Source organism: Pseudonocardia humida, from assembly GCF_023898865.1.
GTDB lineage: Bacteria > Actinomycetota > Actinomycetes > Mycobacteriales > Pseudonocardiaceae > Pseudonocardia > Pseudonocardia humida.
This window is the reverse complement of the sequence record NZ_JAGSOV010000016.1, coordinates 26,733-43,270: the sequence shown is the minus strand read 5'-3', so window position 1 is coordinate 43,270 and position 16,538 is coordinate 26,733. Positions and strand designations below refer to the sequence as shown.

14 protein-coding genes are annotated in these 16,538 nt (G+C 76.1%); 11 read left to right on the top strand and 3 right to left on the bottom strand.

The annotated features are described in order from the left end of the window. The 5 genes from KDL28_RS07795 to eccB form a co-directional block, all read left to right on the top strand. Positions 1–657: tRNA pseudouridine synthase A (locus KDL28_RS07795; protein WP_252436697.1), on the top strand; the 657-nt coding region annotated here is incomplete at its 5' end. A gap of 176 nt (positions 658–833) precedes the next feature. After that, the gene (locus KDL28_RS07790) at positions 834–2,219 is read left to right on the top strand and encodes a purine-cytosine permease family protein (protein ID WP_252436696.1); all 1,386 of its coding nucleotides are present in this window, start codon (positions 834–836) and stop codon (positions 2,217–2,219) included. A 12-nt stretch (positions 2,220–2,231) separates the two neighbouring features. Beyond that, positions 2,232–2,678, top strand: a complete 447-nt coding sequence (locus KDL28_RS07785) for a nucleoside deaminase (RefSeq protein ID WP_252436695.1) — start codon at positions 2,232–2,234, stop codon at positions 2,676–2,678. After that, positions 2,675–3,655 carry an isopenicillin N synthase family dioxygenase gene (locus KDL28_RS07780; protein WP_252436694.1) on the top strand — a complete coding sequence of 327 codons (981 nt, stop codon included), beginning with the start codon at positions 2,675–2,677 and terminating at the stop codon, positions 3,653–3,655. Before KDL28_RS07785 ends, KDL28_RS07780 begins: the two co-directional genes overlap by 4 nt. A 100-nt stretch (positions 3,656–3,755) precedes the next feature. Continuing rightward, entirely contained in the window at positions 3,756–5,273 is a 1,518-nt protein-coding gene (gene eccB / locus KDL28_RS07775; RefSeq protein WP_252436693.1) for a type VII secretion protein EccB, read from the top strand. A 141-nt stretch (positions 5,274–5,414) separates the two neighbouring features. Here the strand turns inward: eccB and KDL28_RS07770 are convergent, their stop codons facing one another. The 3 genes from KDL28_RS07770 to eccD form a co-directional block, all read right to left on the bottom strand. Next, positions 5,415–6,437: a YbfB/YjiJ family MFS transporter gene (locus KDL28_RS07770; protein WP_308215951.1), complete on the bottom strand. Its 1,023-nt coding sequence runs from the start codon at positions 6,435–6,437 to the stop codon at positions 5,415–5,417. Between the two features lie 199 nt (positions 6,438–6,636). Beyond that, positions 6,637–7,149 (bottom strand): MarR family winged helix-turn-helix transcriptional regulator, encoded by a 513-nt coding sequence (locus tag KDL28_RS07765; RefSeq protein WP_252436692.1) that lies wholly within the window; start codon positions 7,147–7,149, stop codon positions 6,637–6,639. Positions 7,150–7,614: 465 nt separating this feature from the next. Further along, positions 7,615–8,949 carry a type VII secretion integral membrane protein EccD gene (gene eccD, locus KDL28_RS07760; protein WP_252436691.1) on the bottom strand — a complete coding sequence of 445 codons (1,335 nt, stop codon included), beginning with the start codon at positions 8,947–8,949 and terminating at the stop codon, positions 7,615–7,617. 137 nt (positions 8,950–9,086) lie between these two features. On the opposite strand from eccD, the gene eccCa reads away from it, so the two are divergent. From eccCa to glmM, 6 genes are all read left to right on the top strand, one after another. Then, complete coding sequence (eccCa, locus tag KDL28_RS07755; RefSeq protein ID WP_252436690.1) at positions 9,087–12,980, top strand: type VII secretion protein EccCa; 3,894 nt, start codon at positions 9,087–9,089, stop codon at positions 12,978–12,980. Positions 12,981–13,098: 118 nt separating this feature from the next. After that, on the top strand, positions 13,099–13,413 hold the full coding sequence (locus tag KDL28_RS07750) for a WXG100 family type VII secretion target (RefSeq protein WP_252436689.1): 315 nt from the start codon (positions 13,099–13,101) through the stop codon (positions 13,411–13,413). Positions 13,414–13,425: 12 nt separating this feature from the next. After that, entirely contained in the window at positions 13,426–13,713 is a 288-nt protein-coding gene (locus KDL28_RS07745) for a WXG100 family type VII secretion target (protein WP_252436688.1), read from the top strand. Positions 13,714–14,088: 375 nt separating this feature from the next. Next, a complete protein-coding gene (gene rplM, locus KDL28_RS07740; protein ID WP_252436687.1) occupies positions 14,089–14,532 on the top strand; it encodes a 50S ribosomal protein L13 in 444 nt (147 codons plus the stop codon). A gap of 47 nt (positions 14,533–14,579) precedes the next feature. Further along, on the top strand, positions 14,580–15,179 hold the full coding sequence (rpsI, locus tag KDL28_RS07735) for a 30S ribosomal protein S9 (protein ID WP_252436686.1): 600 nt from the start codon (positions 14,580–14,582) through the stop codon (positions 15,177–15,179). A gap of 2 nt (positions 15,180–15,181) precedes the next feature. After that, positions 15,182–16,522, top strand: a complete 1,341-nt coding sequence (gene glmM / locus KDL28_RS07730) for a phosphoglucosamine mutase (protein ID WP_252436685.1) — start codon at positions 15,182–15,184, stop codon at positions 16,520–16,522. The last annotated feature ends 16 nt before the right edge of the window (positions 16,523–16,538 follow it).

Here is a 16,538-nt window from a genome sequence, read left to right as displayed (position 1 = left end):
CGGCCCTCCCGTTCGGCCCCCGCCCCCCCCCGCGGGTGCGGCCCCCCCCCCCCCCCCGACGGCACCGACCCCGCGTGGCTCGTCCGGCGCCTGGCCCGGCTGCTGCCCCCCGACGTCCGGGTGCGGGCGGCGACCCCGGTCCCCGACGCCTTCGACGCCCGGTTCTCCGCGCTGCGCCGCCACTACCGCTACCGCCTCGCGACGGCTCCGCACGGCGCCGAGCCGCTGCGCGCCCGCGACACCGTCTCCTGGCCGCACCCGGTCGACCTCGACGCCGTCAACACCGCTTCCCGCGCCCTGCTCGGCGAGCACGACTTCGCCGCCTTCTGCAAGCGCCGCGACGGCGCCACCACCGTCCGCGCGCTCCAGGACCTCTCCTGGACCCGCGACGCCGACGGCGTGGTCACCGCCGCCGTCTCGGCCGACGCGTTCTGCCACTCGATGGTCCGCAGCCTCGTCGGCGCGCTGCTCGACGTCGGCCGCGGCCGCCGCCCCACCGGCTGGCCTGCGGCCCTCCTCACCCGCGGCGTCCGCGCGAACGAGGTCGCCGTCGCCCCGGCCCACGGCCTCACCCTGGTCGGGGTCGACTACCCCGCCGACGCCGACCTCGCCGCCCGAGCCGACACCACCCGCCGCCTCCGCACCCCCACTCCCTGACGCCGGCCGCCCCGTCCGGAGTTCAGGAGAGCCACGATGCTGCCCTGCGGGTTCCGGATCGTGGCTCTCCTGAACTCGGGACGGGGTGCGCGGAGATCGGGGCCGGGCGTTTCGCGCGGGTTACCAGTGGTGTTCGGCGATTGTGCGGCGGTCGCGGCGGACGCACAGTGGTCGTCATGACCGTCCCCCGCCCCGTGGACCGCGACTACGGCGGCAAGGTCGTGGCCGTCGAGCCGGGGGGCAACGAGCCGATCCCCGACGCCGAGCGGCACGGCCGGCCCAGCCAGCTGTTCTGGACCTGGACCTCGCCGAACCTCGAGTTCGCGACGATCTTCGTCGGGGTGCTGGCGGTGCAGGCGTTCGGCCTGACGTTCTGGCAGGCCGTGGCGGCGATCGTGGTCGGCAACGGGCTGGCCGCCGTGGCGCACGGCGTGCTGTCGGCGCGCGGTCCCGCGGCGGGCGTGCCGCAGATGGTGCTGGGGCGGCTGGCGTTCGGCTACCGCGGCAACGTGCTGCCCGCCGGGCTCATGACGATCACGTCGGGGTTCGGGTGGTTCGCGGTGAACAGCGTCAGCGCGGCCTTCGCGCTGAACTCGCTGACCGGATGGCCCGCGCCGCTGTGGCTGGTCGTCGTGGTCGTGGTGCAGATCGGGGTGGCCTTCTTCGGGCACAACCTGGTGCAGGTCTTCGAGCGGTTCGCGTTCCCGGTGCTGGCGGTGGTGTTCGCGGTCGGGGCGGTGTTCGTGCTGGGGGCGTCCGACCCGTCCGCCGTGCCCGATGGCGGCGGGACGGGCGGTGTCGGCGGGTTCCTGCTGATGCTCGGCGCGGTGTTCGGCTACACGGCGGGCTGGTCGCCCTACGCCGCCGACTACACCCGCTACCTGCCCGCCGACGCCCCGCCGCGGAAGGTGGGGCTGGCCGCCGGGACGGGGCTGTTCGCGTCGACCACGCTGCTGATGGTCGTCGGCGCGGCCTCGGTGAGCGCGGCGGCCGCGGTGGGCGTCGCGTCGGACAACCCGACGACGTCCTACGTCGGCGTGCTGCCCGGTGTGCTGGCCGGGCTGACGCTGCTGTGCATCGCGCTCGGTGCGGTCGCGGCCAACATCCTCAACGTCTACTCGGGCGCCATGGCCTTCCTGAGCACGGGTGTCGACGTGCCGCTGCGCTGGGCGCGGGCCACCGTGGCGCTGGCGTTCGGGGTGGTCGGCTTCGTGATCGCGGTGCTCGCGCTGGCCGACGCCGCGCACAGCTACGAGGCGTTCCTGCTGGTCATCGTGTACTGGATCGGGCCGTGGCTGGGCGTGGTGCTGGCCGACCAGTACCTGCGCCGGTCCACCGCGCCCACCGAGCTGCTCTACGACCGCTCCTACACCAACCACGCCGGGCTGGTCGCGATGCTGGTCGGGATCGTGGTGTCGGTGCCGCTGTTCTCCAACCAGGAGCTGTTCACCGGGGTGGTGGCGGCCGCGCTCCCCGGCATCGGCGACGTGACGTTCCTGGTCGGGTTCGCCCTCGCGGCGGGCCTGTACGCGCTGCTGTTCCCCCGGCTGGCCCGCCGGTGAGAGGCTGAGCGGGTGGACACGAGCGCACTGCTGGCCGTCGCCGTCGAGGAGGCGCAGGCCGGGCTCGCCGAGGGCGGCATCCCCATCGGCGCGGCGCTGTTCGCCGCCGACGGCACCCTGCTGGGGCGCGGGCACAACCGCCGCGTGCAGGACGACGACCCGTCCATGCACGCCGAGACCTCGGCGTTCCGCGCCGCGGGCCGCCAGCGCGACTACCGCTCCACGATCATGGTGACCACGCTGTCGCCCTGCTGGTACTGCTCCGGGCTGGTCCGCCAGTTCGGCATCGGGACCGTCGTGATCGGGGAGGCGCGCACCTTCCACGGCGGCCACGACTGGCTCGCCGAGCACGGCGTGGCGATCCACCTGGTCGACGACGACCGCTGCGCGGCGATGATGACCGACTTCATCGCCGCCAACCCGGCGCTGTGGAACGAGGACATCGGGGAGGCCGAGTGAGCTCAGGTGTGGTCCCGGGTGAGATCCCCACCGTCGACCTGGGCGCCTGGCGCGCCGGCGACCCCGACGTCGGCCCCGCGGTCGACTCCGCCCTGCAGCGGGCGGGGTTCCTGCTGGTCACCGGGCACGGGGTCGACGCCGACCTGCGCGCCGAGGTGCGCGCGGCGGCCCGCCGCTTCTTCGCGCTGCCCGTCGAGGTCAAGGACCGGTACGCGGTGCGGATCGGCGGCCGGGGCTGGCTCGCGCCGGGCGTCGAGGCCAACGGTTGGGTGGAGGGCGAGCCGACCCCGCCCGACCTCAAGGAGTCGTTCGCGGCCGGGGCCGACACCCGCACCGGCGACCCGGCGGTCGACGACGTGTGGTTCCCGCCGAACGTCTGGCCGGCCGAGGTGCCCGAGCTGGCCGACGTCGTCGGGCGCTGGACGACGGCGATGCGCACCGTCGCCGACGACCTGCTGGAGCTGTGCGCGGGCGCGCTCGGCCTGCCCGCCGACGCCCTCACCCGGCTCGCCCACCGGCCCACCTGGACGTTCAACATCAACCGCTACCCGCCGCTCACCGAGGTCGGCGAGCCGGCGCCCAACCAGTTCCGCATCGGCCCGCACACCGACTTCGGCACGGTGACGGTCCTCGACCGCGAACCCGGCGCGGGCGGCCTGCAGGTCGACCTCGGCGAGGACGGCGGCGCCGAGCGCTGGATCGACGCGCCCTACGAGCCCGACGCCTTCACCGTCAACATCGGCGACCTGCTGGCCCACTGGACCGGCCTGCGCTGGCGGTCCGGGCGCCACCGCGTGCTGCCGCCGCAGCCCGGCGCGCCGCAGGAGGAGCTGGTCTCGCTCGTCTACTTCTACGAGCTCGACCACGACGCCCTCGTCACCCCGCTCGCCCCGCCGATCGGCCGGCGCCCCGACCTGGAACCGGTCGTCTCGGCGCCGTTCATCAAGCAGCGCCTGGACGCCATCTCGGTGCCCTGACCCGCACCGGGTGGCGGCTCTCCGCCAGCACGGCCGTCCGCCCGGGTCCACTTCGTCCAAACGCCCACGGGCGGACGACCCCCGTGGTTACCGTCCTGACGTGCCCAGACCGACCGCCGTGCGGGCGCCCGCCACCCGCGACCAGGCCGACGCGTACCGCTTCGGCCTGCGCCGGCTGGAGGCCGCGCTCGTGCGCGGCGACGCGGTGCTGCTGCACGAGCAGATCCGCTCGCAGCGGCGCGCGGCCGTGGCCGGCGTCGCGCTCGGCCTGCTGGGCCTGTGCGCGGCCGCCCTGTACGCGGTGATCGCGCCCCAGCCCGACTGGCGCCGGCAGGCCGTCGTCTCGGTGACCGGCGCGCAGACCCTCTACGCCGTCGACACCGGCGGCGCGGGCCGGCTGGTCCCGGTCGAGGACCTGGCCGCCGCCCGGCTCGTGCTGGCCGCCCTCGGGCGCCCCGACGCGGCCACGGCAGGCGCCCAGGAGCTGCCCGAACGGGCGCTGAAGGGCGTGGACCGGACCGCAGCGGCCCCGGTCGCCGGCGCCGACGGCGCCCGCCCCGACGCCACGATCGCCCCGTCGTGGGCCGTGTGCGACGTGATCACCGCGGACGGCACCGCCGTCGGCACCACCGTCATCGGCGGCGCCGCCCCGGTCGGCCCGCCCGACCCGGGCCGGGCCGTCCTGCTGGGCGGGGCCGACGACGACACCTGGCTGGTCACCGGCGGCCGGCGCTTCCGCGTCGACGTCGGCGACGGCGGGCTCCTCGCCGCCTACGGGCTCGCCCGCGAGGTGCCCCGCCCCGTCAACCCCGCCCTGCTGGAGATGCTCCCCGAGGGCCCCGAGCTGCGGACCCCCGTCGTCCCGGACCGCGGCGACCCGGCGCCAGACGGCCTGCCCGGCCGAGTCGGCGACGTGCTGGTCACCGCGGGCGAGGACGGCGCCGAGTACTACGTGGTCCTGTCCGACGGCGTGCAGCGGGTGCCCGAGGTCGCGGCCGACCTGCTGCGGGTGGCCTCGGGAGCGCGGGCCGCGCGGGAGGTCGACGCCCGGGTGCCGGCCGACGCCCGACCCCGCCGCGCGCTCGACGTCGCCGACTGGCCGGCCGCCCGCCCCCGCCTCGACGACCCCGCCACCGCCCCGGTGACCTGCTGGACGTGGACACCGGCCGGCGAGCGGACCGGCGAGGTCTGGACCGGCACCGCCCTGCCGCTGCCCGCCGGCGCCGAGCCCGTCGCGCTCGTGCAGGCGGACGGGCCGGGCGACCGGGTGGACGCGGTGTGGACGGGCGCGGGCGGCGCGGTGCGCACCGACGACGATCCCGTCCCCGACGAGCGCTCCGGAGGCAGCACCGAGGACGGGGCGCCGGAACGCGACGACGAGCCCGACTCGATCGCGCGCGACCCCGCACTCAACCGGATCGACCCGGTGGACGCCGGCGGGCAGGTGCTGCTGGTGGGGCCGAACGGGGTCGTGCACCGGGTGGCCGACGAGGCCACCGCCGCGGCGCTGGGGGTGGGGGCGGTGGAGCCGGCACCGGGTGCGGTGCTGGACCTGCTGCCTCTCGGGGCGCCGTTGGACCTGGCGGACGCGATGGTCGCGGTGCAGACGCTGCGCTGAGGGTCTCTCGGGCTACCGGGCTCCTGCGCTACTACGGGGGCCTCCGACGGCGCCGTCAAGCGACGTTTGAGCACACTTTGACGGCAGGTTGAACGCGGTCCAGATGCACGGCTGCCCGGCTCGGCGTACTACCGGGAGGTGTCATTCAGAGGCGTTTTGGATGACGTCTGTGCGAGGCGCGAAGAGCGCAGCGGCGAGGACGATCGCGGCCCCGCCGAGGAGGGTGGCGGTGAGGCCGATCGCCTCGGCGACGGAGCCGCCGATCAGCGGGCCACAGAGCAGGCCGATGGCCTGGACCTTGACTGCTGCAGCCGAGCCGGCGGATGGCTGGTCGGGGTAGAGCCGGGTCCCCCAGAGGACGGTGACGTTCACGATCGTGTTGTAGGCGGCGCCGAATACAGCGGCGGCGACCATCACCGCGACGACGTGGTTCGCCGCCAGTCCGACGGTCGCGATCGCGGCTGCCTCCAAGAGCGCGCAGAGTACGAACGTCCACGTCGCTCCGAGACGCCGGATCACGTCCGCGGCGCCGCTGGCCAGGAGACTGGTGACACCGGCCACGCCGAGCAGCGCGCGTCCGGCGGTCTGGTCGAGGCCGGCGGCGCGCACGGCATCGACGGCGAAGGTCCAGAACGGGGCGCTGCCGAGCCCGATGAGCAGGGCACCAGCAAACATCGGCAGCACGGCGCGGCCAGGTCGTGGCGCACTGTGACCTCGTGCTGGCGGGCCGGTCGGGGCGGATTTGTCGAGGGTGCGATTGCGGGTTCGAGGGCCCGGCAGGACAAATGCGGCGAACAGGGTGCTCGCGGTGGCGCAGACGGCGAAGCCGAGGAATGCGCTTCGCCACGCCTCGGCCGCCGCGATGGCGATCGGCGCCGCGATCGCGACGCCCCATCCGGTGCCGCAGCTGATCGTCGCGAGGGTCCGTGCGCGCACGGTCGCGGGCAGCCTGTCGACGGCGTCGGCGAACGGGGGTTGTACGAGCCCGGCGCTCGCCACCCCGATGGCGAGGAGGGCCGGGCCATGCGCCAGGGCGATGACGATCGTCCCGGCCACGGCCAACAGCCCACCGGCGACGACGGTCGCGCGTTGACCGGCGGCGGCGATACACCGGGTGACCAGGGTCGTTGTGACGACATAAGCGACGTAGGCGAGCGTGCCGATTGCCCCGAGCGTGGCGTGGCAAGTCCGAGGTTGTCCTGGATGTCGGGCAGCAGCAGTCCGTATCCGTAGCGGGCCATGCCGAAGGCGGTCGCGACTGTCGCAGAGCCAGCGATCGCGAGCGTGAGCGCCGACGGGTGCGCCGAAAGGCGCAGGTCGTGCGGGCGATCGCGCGCGTATGCGCGATTGCGCGCGTTGGGCGTCAACGGAGTGACCCTGTGGTGTGCTGGAGCGGACATGCGGCCCCGGACGAGCACGCGTCCCGGTTGCAGAGCCGGCAGACCCGGATCGCGCCGGTCCGGTTGGTCGCCAGGCCGGCCGCGACACGGTTGAGCAGGCGTTCAAGCGTTCGGCGCTCAGCATCGGACAGGTCGCCGAGCAGCGTGGCCAGCGTCCTCGCACGCGCCGCCAGGATCTCCTCGCCTACCCGCGAGCCCGCCTTCGTCAGCACGAGGGCAGCCGTTCGGCGATCCGCCCCGGGCTCGCGTCGGACGAGTCCGCGCTCCACGAGTCGGTCGACCAGGCGCACGGCGGCCGGCTGGGAGCGTCCGACGACGCCGGCCAGTTCGCCCACCGATCCGCCCGGCCACGCTTGTATGTGCACGAGCGCGCCCGCCTCGGCCTCGCTGACGCCGGATTCGTCGCTGACCGCTGCACGCAACCGATCCAGCACTCCGAGTGCAATCACCCCCAGGAGCTGGTCCAGTCGATCCATTACATATGCATATCACATCTGATGTGTCACGCATATTTCCCAAGCGAAACGACCCCCGGTAGGTGGCGGTCGCCTGCGCTCTTAGCAGCTCAAGCGCTCCCGTAGGGCACGGGTGGCAGCCGCACTCGGCTGCAGGCCGCCCGATGAGGTCGCTGTTGCTCCGCCCGAACCTGCGCGGCGGGCGACCTCGGATCGAGCAGGGGCCTCGGGGGAGGAGTGGCGCTGCGCCCCCGTGCCTGGGCCTCGCGGCGCTGCGCGCCGCCTCGGCGGAGCGAGAGTGGCTTTCGTTCGGCTCGGGTGAGCGAGTGGCGCGGTCGGCCGGCGACGTGGGGCGAGCGGCGCGTTCGCGCGGCGTGGCGCCACCCCGTGGGCACGAGAGTGGCTTTCGTTCTGGTGGGTGGGACGAGAGTGGGTCTCGTTCGGACCCGGGGCGGCGGGAGGCGCTGCCGTGCGGGGGTGGGCGGATCAGATGCGGCTGGCCAGGGTGAACAGGTCCATCGCGGCCAGGGCCACGGGGACGGCGGCGATGGTGAGGCCGTACTCGAGGAAGTCGACGGCGCGGCGGGCGACGGGGGAGCCGGCGGGGCGGGTGCGGTGCAGGGAGGCCACGGCCGCGGCGGCGGCCAGCAGGAGGACGGCGGCGCCGATGGGGGCGGCGAGGACGGGGTCGGCCAGCGCGAGCAGCGCGACCAGGCCGGTGGCGGTGGCGGCGGAGGTGGCCAGCAGGGCGCAGGTGGGGGTGGGGTCGGCGAAGCCGCGGGAGCGCAGGCCCAGCACGCCCGCGGTGATCCCGGCCAGGACGGGGCCCGCCCAGCTGCCGGTGGCGGCGGCTCCGGCGAGTGCGCCCACGGCGGCGACGGTCGCGCAGCCGGCGACCAGGCCGGCCAGGTAGCCGCGGGCCAGGGCGGCGCGTTCGGCGAGCTCGTCGGGGGGCAGGACGTCGGCGTCGCGGTCGGGGTCGGTGAGCTCGCCGCCGTCGGCGGGGACGACCGGGCGCGGCAGGCCGGACAGCCGCAGCGCGGCCCGGGGCACCAGCGGGCCGAGGACCACGGCCAGCACCCCGACCCCGACCGCGGTGGCGGCCGGGGGCGCGTCGAACCAGATCACCGCGAGGCAGCCGAGCATCGTCGGCACGGCGGCGGTGACCGCGGCGACGAGCGCCGGGGCCAGCACGCGCACCGTCACCTGCCCGGCCGCGGCGGTGACCCCGGCGGCCAGCGCGGCCAGCAGCAGCCGGGCCGCTCCGCTCGCCGCGGGCAGCAGCGCCCAGCCGGCCGCCGCGGCCAGCGGGACGGCGGCCACGGCGGCGACCAGGGCGGCCGTGCGGTCGTCGTCGAGCCTGCCCGCGGCGACGACCGCGACGACGGCGGCCGCGGCGGCGACCAGGCCGCCCACGATCCCGCCCGTGGCGAGCACGGCGGCCGCGGCCCCGGCCACGACCAGCACCAGGGCGGCCAGGCAGCGGCGCTGCGCGGCGCGCATGGGCGCCGCGGTGTCGGCCAGCGCGTCGACCGGGTCGTCGAACACGGGCGGTGCGGGGGCGGCGCCGTCGGGGGAGAGCCGCAGCATCTCGCCGTCGAGCACGCCGAGCTGGGCGAGGGTGGCGGCGGCCGGGAGCGGTCCGCCGGCCGGTCCGCGCAGGCGCCACGGCCGCGGCGGCCGTCCCGGGGCGGGTTCGCCGACCAGCTCCAGCACCATCGGCACCAGCTCGGCGACCGGGATGTCGGCGGGCAGGGCGACGTCGACGCGGGTGCGCGGGGCGAGCACGGTGAGCCGGCAGTAGGTCGTGGCCGTGGACACGGGCGCACCTCCACAGTGGACGCGACGGCGGCGGGACGACTTCCCCGAAACGGCCACGGGCGGGCCGGGCCGGTGCTTAGCATCGCAGCGCCCCACCGGTCGGCGGGGCGTTTCCGCAGAACTGGTGGGGGTCGGCCATGGGGACCGTCGCGGTACCGCGCACCGACCGGGTGCCGCCCGCCATGCCGGGCGGCGAGCTCGTGCTGGAGCCGCCGCCGGAGCCGGAGCGGGTGGTGCCCTCCGGGCTGCTGCTGCGGCTGCTGCCGGTCGTCATGCTGCTCGCCTCGGTCGGGTTCATCGCCGTGCTCGGCGTGCAGAACCCGACGTCGTGGCTGTTCGGCGGCATGTTCATGGTCTCGACGCTGGGCATGCTGCTGGCCGGGGGCGGTCGCTCGGGAGGTGGGCGCGCGGCGGCGGTCGACGAGGAGCGGCGCGACTACCTGCGCTACCTGTCGTCGCTGCGGCGCACGGTCCGGCGCATCGCGGCCGACCAGCGCACCGCGTTGGAGGCCGTGCACCCGGAGCCCGCGGCGTGGCCCGCCGTGCTCGCCGAGGGCAGGCTGTGGGAGCGCAGCCCGGGCGAGCCCGACTTCGGGCAGCTGCGCATCGGGCACGGCGTCCAGCGGCTGGCCACCCACCTGGTCGCGCCGCAGACCGGCCCGGTCGACGGCATCGAGCCGGTCACCGCGCTCGCGCTGCGCCGGTTCCTGCTCGGCCACGCCGCGGTCCCCGACCTGCCGGTCGCGCTGTCGGTGCAGGCCACCAACGTCGTCTGGGTGGAGGCGGCGGAGCCGGGCGGCGACCCGGCCGCGGCCCGCGACCTGGCCAGGGCGCTGGTCGCGCAGTACGTCCTGTGGCACAGCCCGGCCGACGCGCTGCTCGCGGTTGTCGCCCCGGCCCGGATGGCCGGCGAGTGGGACTGGGTCAAGTGGCTGCCGCACGCGGCCCACCCCCGCCGCCGCGACGCCGTCGGCCCGACCAGGATGGTCACCGTCGACGCCGACGACCTGCGGCTGTGGTGGCAGGCCGAGCTGGCCGGGCGGGCCCAGGGCCCCGGGCGCGGCGAGCCGCAGCTGCTGGTCGTGGTGGACGGGGCGGCGGAGGCGCCGGGGCCGTGGGCGGGCGTCGCCGGGGTCACCGTGCTGCGGGTCGGTGCGCCGCCCGGGCGCACCCCGGGGCCGACGGTGCTGCGGCTGCGGGTCGGCGCCGGGCAGCTGCGGCGCGGCGCGGAGAACGCGCCGGTCGGCGTCCCGGACGCGGTGAGCCGGGCCGAGGCCGTCGCGCTGGCCCGGCGGCTGGCCCGCTACCGGCCGGCGGGCGCGGAGTCGGCGGGCCCCGGGCGGTCCGGCGGCCACGGCCTGCCCGAGCTGCTCGGGCTGGGCCCGGGAGCGGCCGGGATCGCCGCCCTGCGCCGGCGCCGCGCCCGCGTCGACGCCGACCGGCTGCGGGTCCCGATCGGCGTCGACGAGCGCGGGCTGCCCGTCGCGCTGGACCTCAAGGAGTCGGCCCAGGGCGGCAGCGGCCCGCACGGGCTGTGCGTCGGGGCCACCGGGTCGGGCAAGAGCGAGCTGCTGCGCACCCTGGTGCTGGGGCTGGCGGCCACGCACTCGTCGGCCGAGCTCAACCTGGTGCTCGTCGACTTCAAGGGCGGCGCCACGTTCCTCGGGCTGGCCGGGCTGCCGCACGTCTCGGCCGTGATCACCAACCTGGTCGACGAGCTGACGCTGGTCGACCGGATGGCCGACGCGCTGGCCGGTGAGATCAACCGCAGGCAGGAGGTCCTGCGCGCGGCGGGCAACCTGACCGGCGTCGCCGAGCTGGAGGCCGCGCGCCGGGCCGGGGCCCGGGTGCCGCAGCTGCCCGCGCTGGTGGTGGTCGTCGACGAGTTCTCCGAGCTGCTGGCCCAGCGCCCGGAGCTGGTCGACCTGTTCGTCACGATCGGCAGGCTCGGCCGCTCGCTGGGGCTGCACCTGCTGCTCGCCTCGCAGCGGCTGGACGAGGGCCGGCTGCGCGGGCTGGAGTCGCACCTGTCCTACCGGATCGCGCTGCGCACGTTCTCCGCGGGCGAGTCGCGGGCCGTGCTCGGCGTGCCCGACGCCCACCACCTGCCGCCCGCGCCCGGGTCGGCCTTCCTGGCCACCGGGACCGGGGAGCTGATCCGGTTCCGGGCGGCGTGCGTCTCGGTCCCGGCCGCCCCGGCGGGTGAGCCCGGTCCGGTGCCGCCGGACGCCCGCGCTCACCTCTTCGGGCTCGCCCCGGTCGCGGAGCCCGCGCCGGTCCCCGGGCGGGCGCCGCGGCCGCCGCAGGCCGACGACGCGGGCGGCCCCACCGTCCTGGACGCGGTGCTGGCGGCGATGGTGGGCGACGGTCCGCCCGCGCACCGGGTCTGGCTGCCGCCGCTGGCCGACCCGCCGCCGCTGGACGAGGTGCTGGGCCAGGTCGTCGAGCTGGCCGGGGCGGGCCTGCGCGCCCCCGGCGGCGCCGACCTGCGCGTCCCGATCGGCCTGGTCGACCGGCCCTACCAGCAGCGCCGCGACCCGCTGCCGGTCGACCTGGCCGGTGGCAGCGGGCACCTGGCGGTGGCCGGCGGCCCGCGCTCGGGCAAGTCGACCGCGCTGGCCGCCACCGTGCTGGGCCTCGCGCTCACCCACACCCCGGCCGAGCTCGGCGTGCACCTGCTCGACTTCGGCGGCGGCGCGCTGGCCGTGCTGGCCGGGCTCCCGCACGTGGGCACGGTGGCCGACCGCCACGAGCCCGACCTCGTGCGGCGCACGGTCGCCGAGTTCTCGGCCGCGCTGGGCCGCCGCGAGCGGCTCTTCCGCGACGCCGGGGTGGCCTCGGTCGAGGCGTTCCGGGCCCGGCGGGCGGCCGGGGAGTTCGCGGACGAGCCGGCCACCGACCTGCTGCTCGTCGTCGACGGCTACCTGACGCTGCGCGGCGGCGAGTTCGACGACGTGGAGAACCGGTTGCTCGGGCTGGCCGCCCAGGGGCTGGCCTTCGGGCTGCACCTGGCCGTGTCGGCGACCCGGTGGAGCGAGCTGCGCCCGGCCCTGAAGGACCTGATCGGCAGCCGCGTGGAGCTGCGGCTCGGCGAGCCCGCCGAGTCCGAGATCGACAGGCGGGCGGCCGCCGCCGTGCCGGCCCGCCCGGGCCACGGGCTCGCCCCGGACGGCGCGCCCGCCGTCGTCGCGGCGCCCCGGTTGGCCACGGGCGACACCGCGGCGCTGGTGGAGGCGGTCGCGCGGGCGTGGCCGGGGCCCGGCATCCACCCCGTGCGGCTGCTGCCCGACCTCATCGCCCACGACGAGCTGCCGGTGCCGGCCTCGGGCATCGCGATCGGCGTCGACGAGGAGCTGGCCCCGGTCGTGGTCGACTTCGCCGTCGAACCGCACCTGGTCTGCTTCGCCGACGCCGAGAGCGGCAAGACCGGGCTGCTGCGGCTGCTGGCCGGGGCGATCACCAGCAGGCACGGGCCGGACGAGGCCCGCGTGGTGCTCGTCGACCACCGGCGCACGCTGCTCGGCGCGGTCCCGGCGTCGCACCTGATCGGCTACCCGAGCACCGCGGACGCCACCGCCGCGGCCGCGGCGGAGATCGCCGAGTCGCTGCGCCGCAGGCTCCCCGGGCCCGAGGTCACCGCCCGCGAGCTGCGCGAGCGCAGCTGGTGGAGCGGGCCGGAGGTGTACCTGCTGGTCGACGACTACGACCTGGTCGCGCCCGGCGGCGGGGTGGCGCACCCGCTGCTGGCGCTGGCCGAGTTCCTGCCGCAGGCCAAGGACGTGGGGCTGCACGTGGTGCTGGCGCGGCGCTGCGGCGGCGCGGGGCGCTCGTTGTTCGACCCGGTGCTCGGGCGGCTGCGCGAGCTGGGCGCGCCGGGGCTGGTGCTCAACGGCAGCCCGGACGAGGGCGCGCTGGTGGAGTCGGTCCGCCCGGCCCCCGGCCCGCCGGGGCGCGGGGTGCTGGTCGACCGGCGCCGCGGCGCCCGCCGGGTCCAGCTGGCGTGGGCGCCGCCCGCGCCGGACGAGGGGTGAGCCGGTGCCGCACGCGGGCCGGGTTCGCACCCGCACACGTTTTCGCCCGTTCCGCCCCGCCGACCCCACCGGTCCTGCGACCGTTCCGGCAACGGATTCGAACGGGGAGTGATCGGCCATGATGAACGACGGCTTCGGTGCGACGACCGAGGAGATGGACCGCGCGGGCAAGCAGGTCCTCACGGTGAACGACACCGTGCAGTCCGACCTCGCCATGCTGCGCGCCCGGCTGGCGCCGCTGGCCGGCGCCTGGCGCGGTGACGCGGCCGCGGCGTTCGGCCGGCTGATGGACCGCTGGGACGCGGACGCCCGCATCATCAACGACTCGCTGCGCACCATCGGCCAGTCGATCGGCGGCGCAGGCCAGGACTACCGGGCGCACGAGGAGCAGAACGCGGCCGGCCTGTCGAACATCCGCGCGGCGCTGGGCTGAGGGGAGACGACGATGGGTGAGATCAAGGTCACTTTCGGGGCGCTCGACGCCGCCCACGCGGACGTCGCGGGCACCGCCAACCGGATCAAGACCCGGCTCGACGAGCTCAAGCGGATGCTGGCGCCGCTGGTCGCCTCCTGGGACGGCGCCGCGGCCGAGGAGTACCGCACGGCGCAGCGCAACTGGGACGTCGCGGCGGCCGACCTCGCCCAGGTGCTGAGCCAGATCGGGGTGGCGCTCGGCTCCGCGCACGAGGGGTACCGCCGCGTCGAGCAGGCCAACGCCGCGCGTTGGCGATAGGCAGGCGGGCCGTCCCACCCGGCGGCCCGCCACCCGACCACCGGCCCGGACACCGCTGCCCAGCGGGGTCCGGGCCGGTGGCTGTTTTCCGCCCCGGGAAGCCCCTCCTGGCATCGCGCCCGGGCGAACCGACCCCACCGGATGGCGTAGCCGGGAGATGGCCCCGGTGCCCGGCGGCGCTGGGGAGGGGGCGTTTTGACCCCGCTCCGCGGCGGCGGGTACTCTCGTTCTTCGACAGTGCGGTGGGTGGATGCCCGCAACCGTGGTGCCACGGCTGCGACGGCCCGTCGGGGCTTCTGGTTCCCGCTGCACCCCCGCACCGAAAGCAGCTCCCGAGCAACTCGGAAGAGCAGACGACAGCGACGAGGTAGGTCCGTGTCCACGTACAGCCCCAAGCCCGGCGATATCACCCGCGCCTGGCATGTGATCGACGCTACGGACGTGGTGCTCGGCCGGCTGGCCGTCCAGGCCGCCACCCTGCTGCGCGGTAAGCACAAGCCGATGTTCGCGCCGCACATGGACACCGGCGACTTCGTCGTCATCATCAACGCCGAGAAGATCGCGGTGTCCGGCAACAAGCGGACCGACAAGTTCGTGTACCGGCACAGCGGCTACCCGGGCGGCCTGCGCCAGCGCTCGGTCGGCGAGATGATCGAGAAGCACCCGGACCGCCTGGTCGAGAAGGCGATCAAGGGAATGCTCCCGAAGAACCGGCTCGGCCGCGCCATGAGCAAGAAGCTCAAGGTCTACGCGGGCCCCGAGCACCCGCACAGCGCGCAGAAGCCTGCCGCGTTCGAGATCACCCAGGTCGCCCAGTGAGCAACCCCGAGGCGACCGGCACCGAGTCTGTGGAAGAGGGACAGCCCGTGACCACCCCCGAGCCGGAGATCGAGGCGGTCGAGGAGGCTGCCGTCGACGCCGAGGCCACCGAGATCGCCGACGCCGCTGACGACGCCGGCGTCGACATCGTCGAGGCCGACGCCGACGCCGAGTACCAGGACGACGTCGAGGACGCCGACGTCACCGACGTCGAGGACTTCGAGGTGGACCTGTCCGCCCCCGAGGTCCCGGCCTTCGCCGACCGGCCCATCCAGACCGTCGGCCGCCGCAAGGAGGCCGTGGTGCGCGTCCGGCTGATGCCGGGCAGCGGGCAGTTCCGGCTCAACGGCAAGTCGCTCGAGCAGTACTTCCCGAACAAGCTGCACCAGCAGCTGATCCGGGAGCCCCTGGTCACGGTGGAGAAGACCGAGCGCTTCGACATCTTCGCCAACCTGCACGGCGGCGGCACCTCCGGCCAGGCGGGCGCGCTGCGCCTGGCCATCGCCCGGGCCCTGATCGAGGCCGACTCCGAGGACCGCCCGCCGCTGAAGAAGGCCGGCTTCCTCACCCGCGACCCGCGGGTCATCGAGCGCAAGAAGTACGGTCTGAAGAAGGCCCGCAAGGCGCCTCAGTACAGCAAGCGCTGACCTTGGGCGGCCGTCTGTTCGGTACCGACGGCGTCCGCGGACTGGCCAACGGCGAGCTCCTCACCCCGGAGCTCGCCGTCGCGCTTTCCGCGTCCGCCGCCCGCGTGCTCGCCGAGCGCGACCGGTCCCACCGACCCGTCGCCATCGTCGGGCGCGACCCGCGAGCCAGCGGCGAGATGCTGGAGGCCGCGGTGCTGGCCGGGCTCACCTCGGCGGGCGCCGACGCGCTGCGGGTGGGCGTGCTGCCGACCCCCGCCGTGGCGCACCTGGTCGCGGCGCTGGACGCCGACCTGGGCGTGATGATCTCCGCGTCGCACAACGCCATGCCGGACAACGGCATCAAGCTGTTCGCCTCCGGCGGGCACAAGCTGCCCGACGCGCTCGAGGACGCGATCGAGGCGGGCATGCCCGGCCCCACGGCGCGCCCGACGGGTGCCGCCATCGGGCGCGTGCGCGACCTGCCCGACGCGATCGGCCGCTACACCGAGCACCTCCTGCGCAGCACCCGCACCCGGTTGGACGGCATCAAGGTCGTCGTCGACTGCGCCCACGGCGCCGCCTCCGAGGCCGCCCCGCTGGCATACCGGCGCGCCGGGGCCGAGGTGATCGCGCTGCACGCCGAGCCGGACGGGCTCAACATCAACGACGGCGTCGGGTCGACCCACCTCGGGCCCCTGCGGCAGGCGGTCCTGGCCTACCGGGCCGACCTGGGCATCGCCCACGACGGCGACGCCGACCGCTGCCTCGCCGTCGACGCCACCGGCGCCGAGGTCGACGGCGACCAGATCATGGCCGTGCTGGCGCTGGCCATGCGCGATGCCGGCGAGCTGGTCGGCGACACGCTCGTGGCCACCGTGATGAGCAACCTGGGCCTGCACATCGCCATGCGCGAGGCCGGGATCGCCCTGCGCACCACCCAGGTCGGCGACCGGTACGTGCTCGAGGAGCTGCGCGCGGGCGGTTTCAGCCTGGGCGGCGAGCAGTCCGGGCACGTGGTGCTGCCCGGCCACGCCACCACGGGCGACGGCGTGCTCACCGCGCTGCGGCTGATGGCCCGCATGGCCGCCACCGGCAAGAGCCTGGCCGAGCTGGCCTCCGTGGTCAGCGCGCTGCCGCAGATCCTGGTCAACGTGGCGGTGGCCGACCGCGACAAGGTCGCGACCGCTCGATCGGTGCAGGAGGCGGTGCGCGCGGCCGAGGCCGAGCTGGGCGACGCCGGGCGCATCCTGCTGCGGCCCTCGGGCACCGAGCAGCTGGTCCGGGTGATGGTCGAGGCGCCGACGGTCGAGCAGGCCAAGTCGGTCGCGGGTGGCGTGGCCGAGGTCGTCGCGGCGGTCGGCTGACGCAGCGCGGAACCCG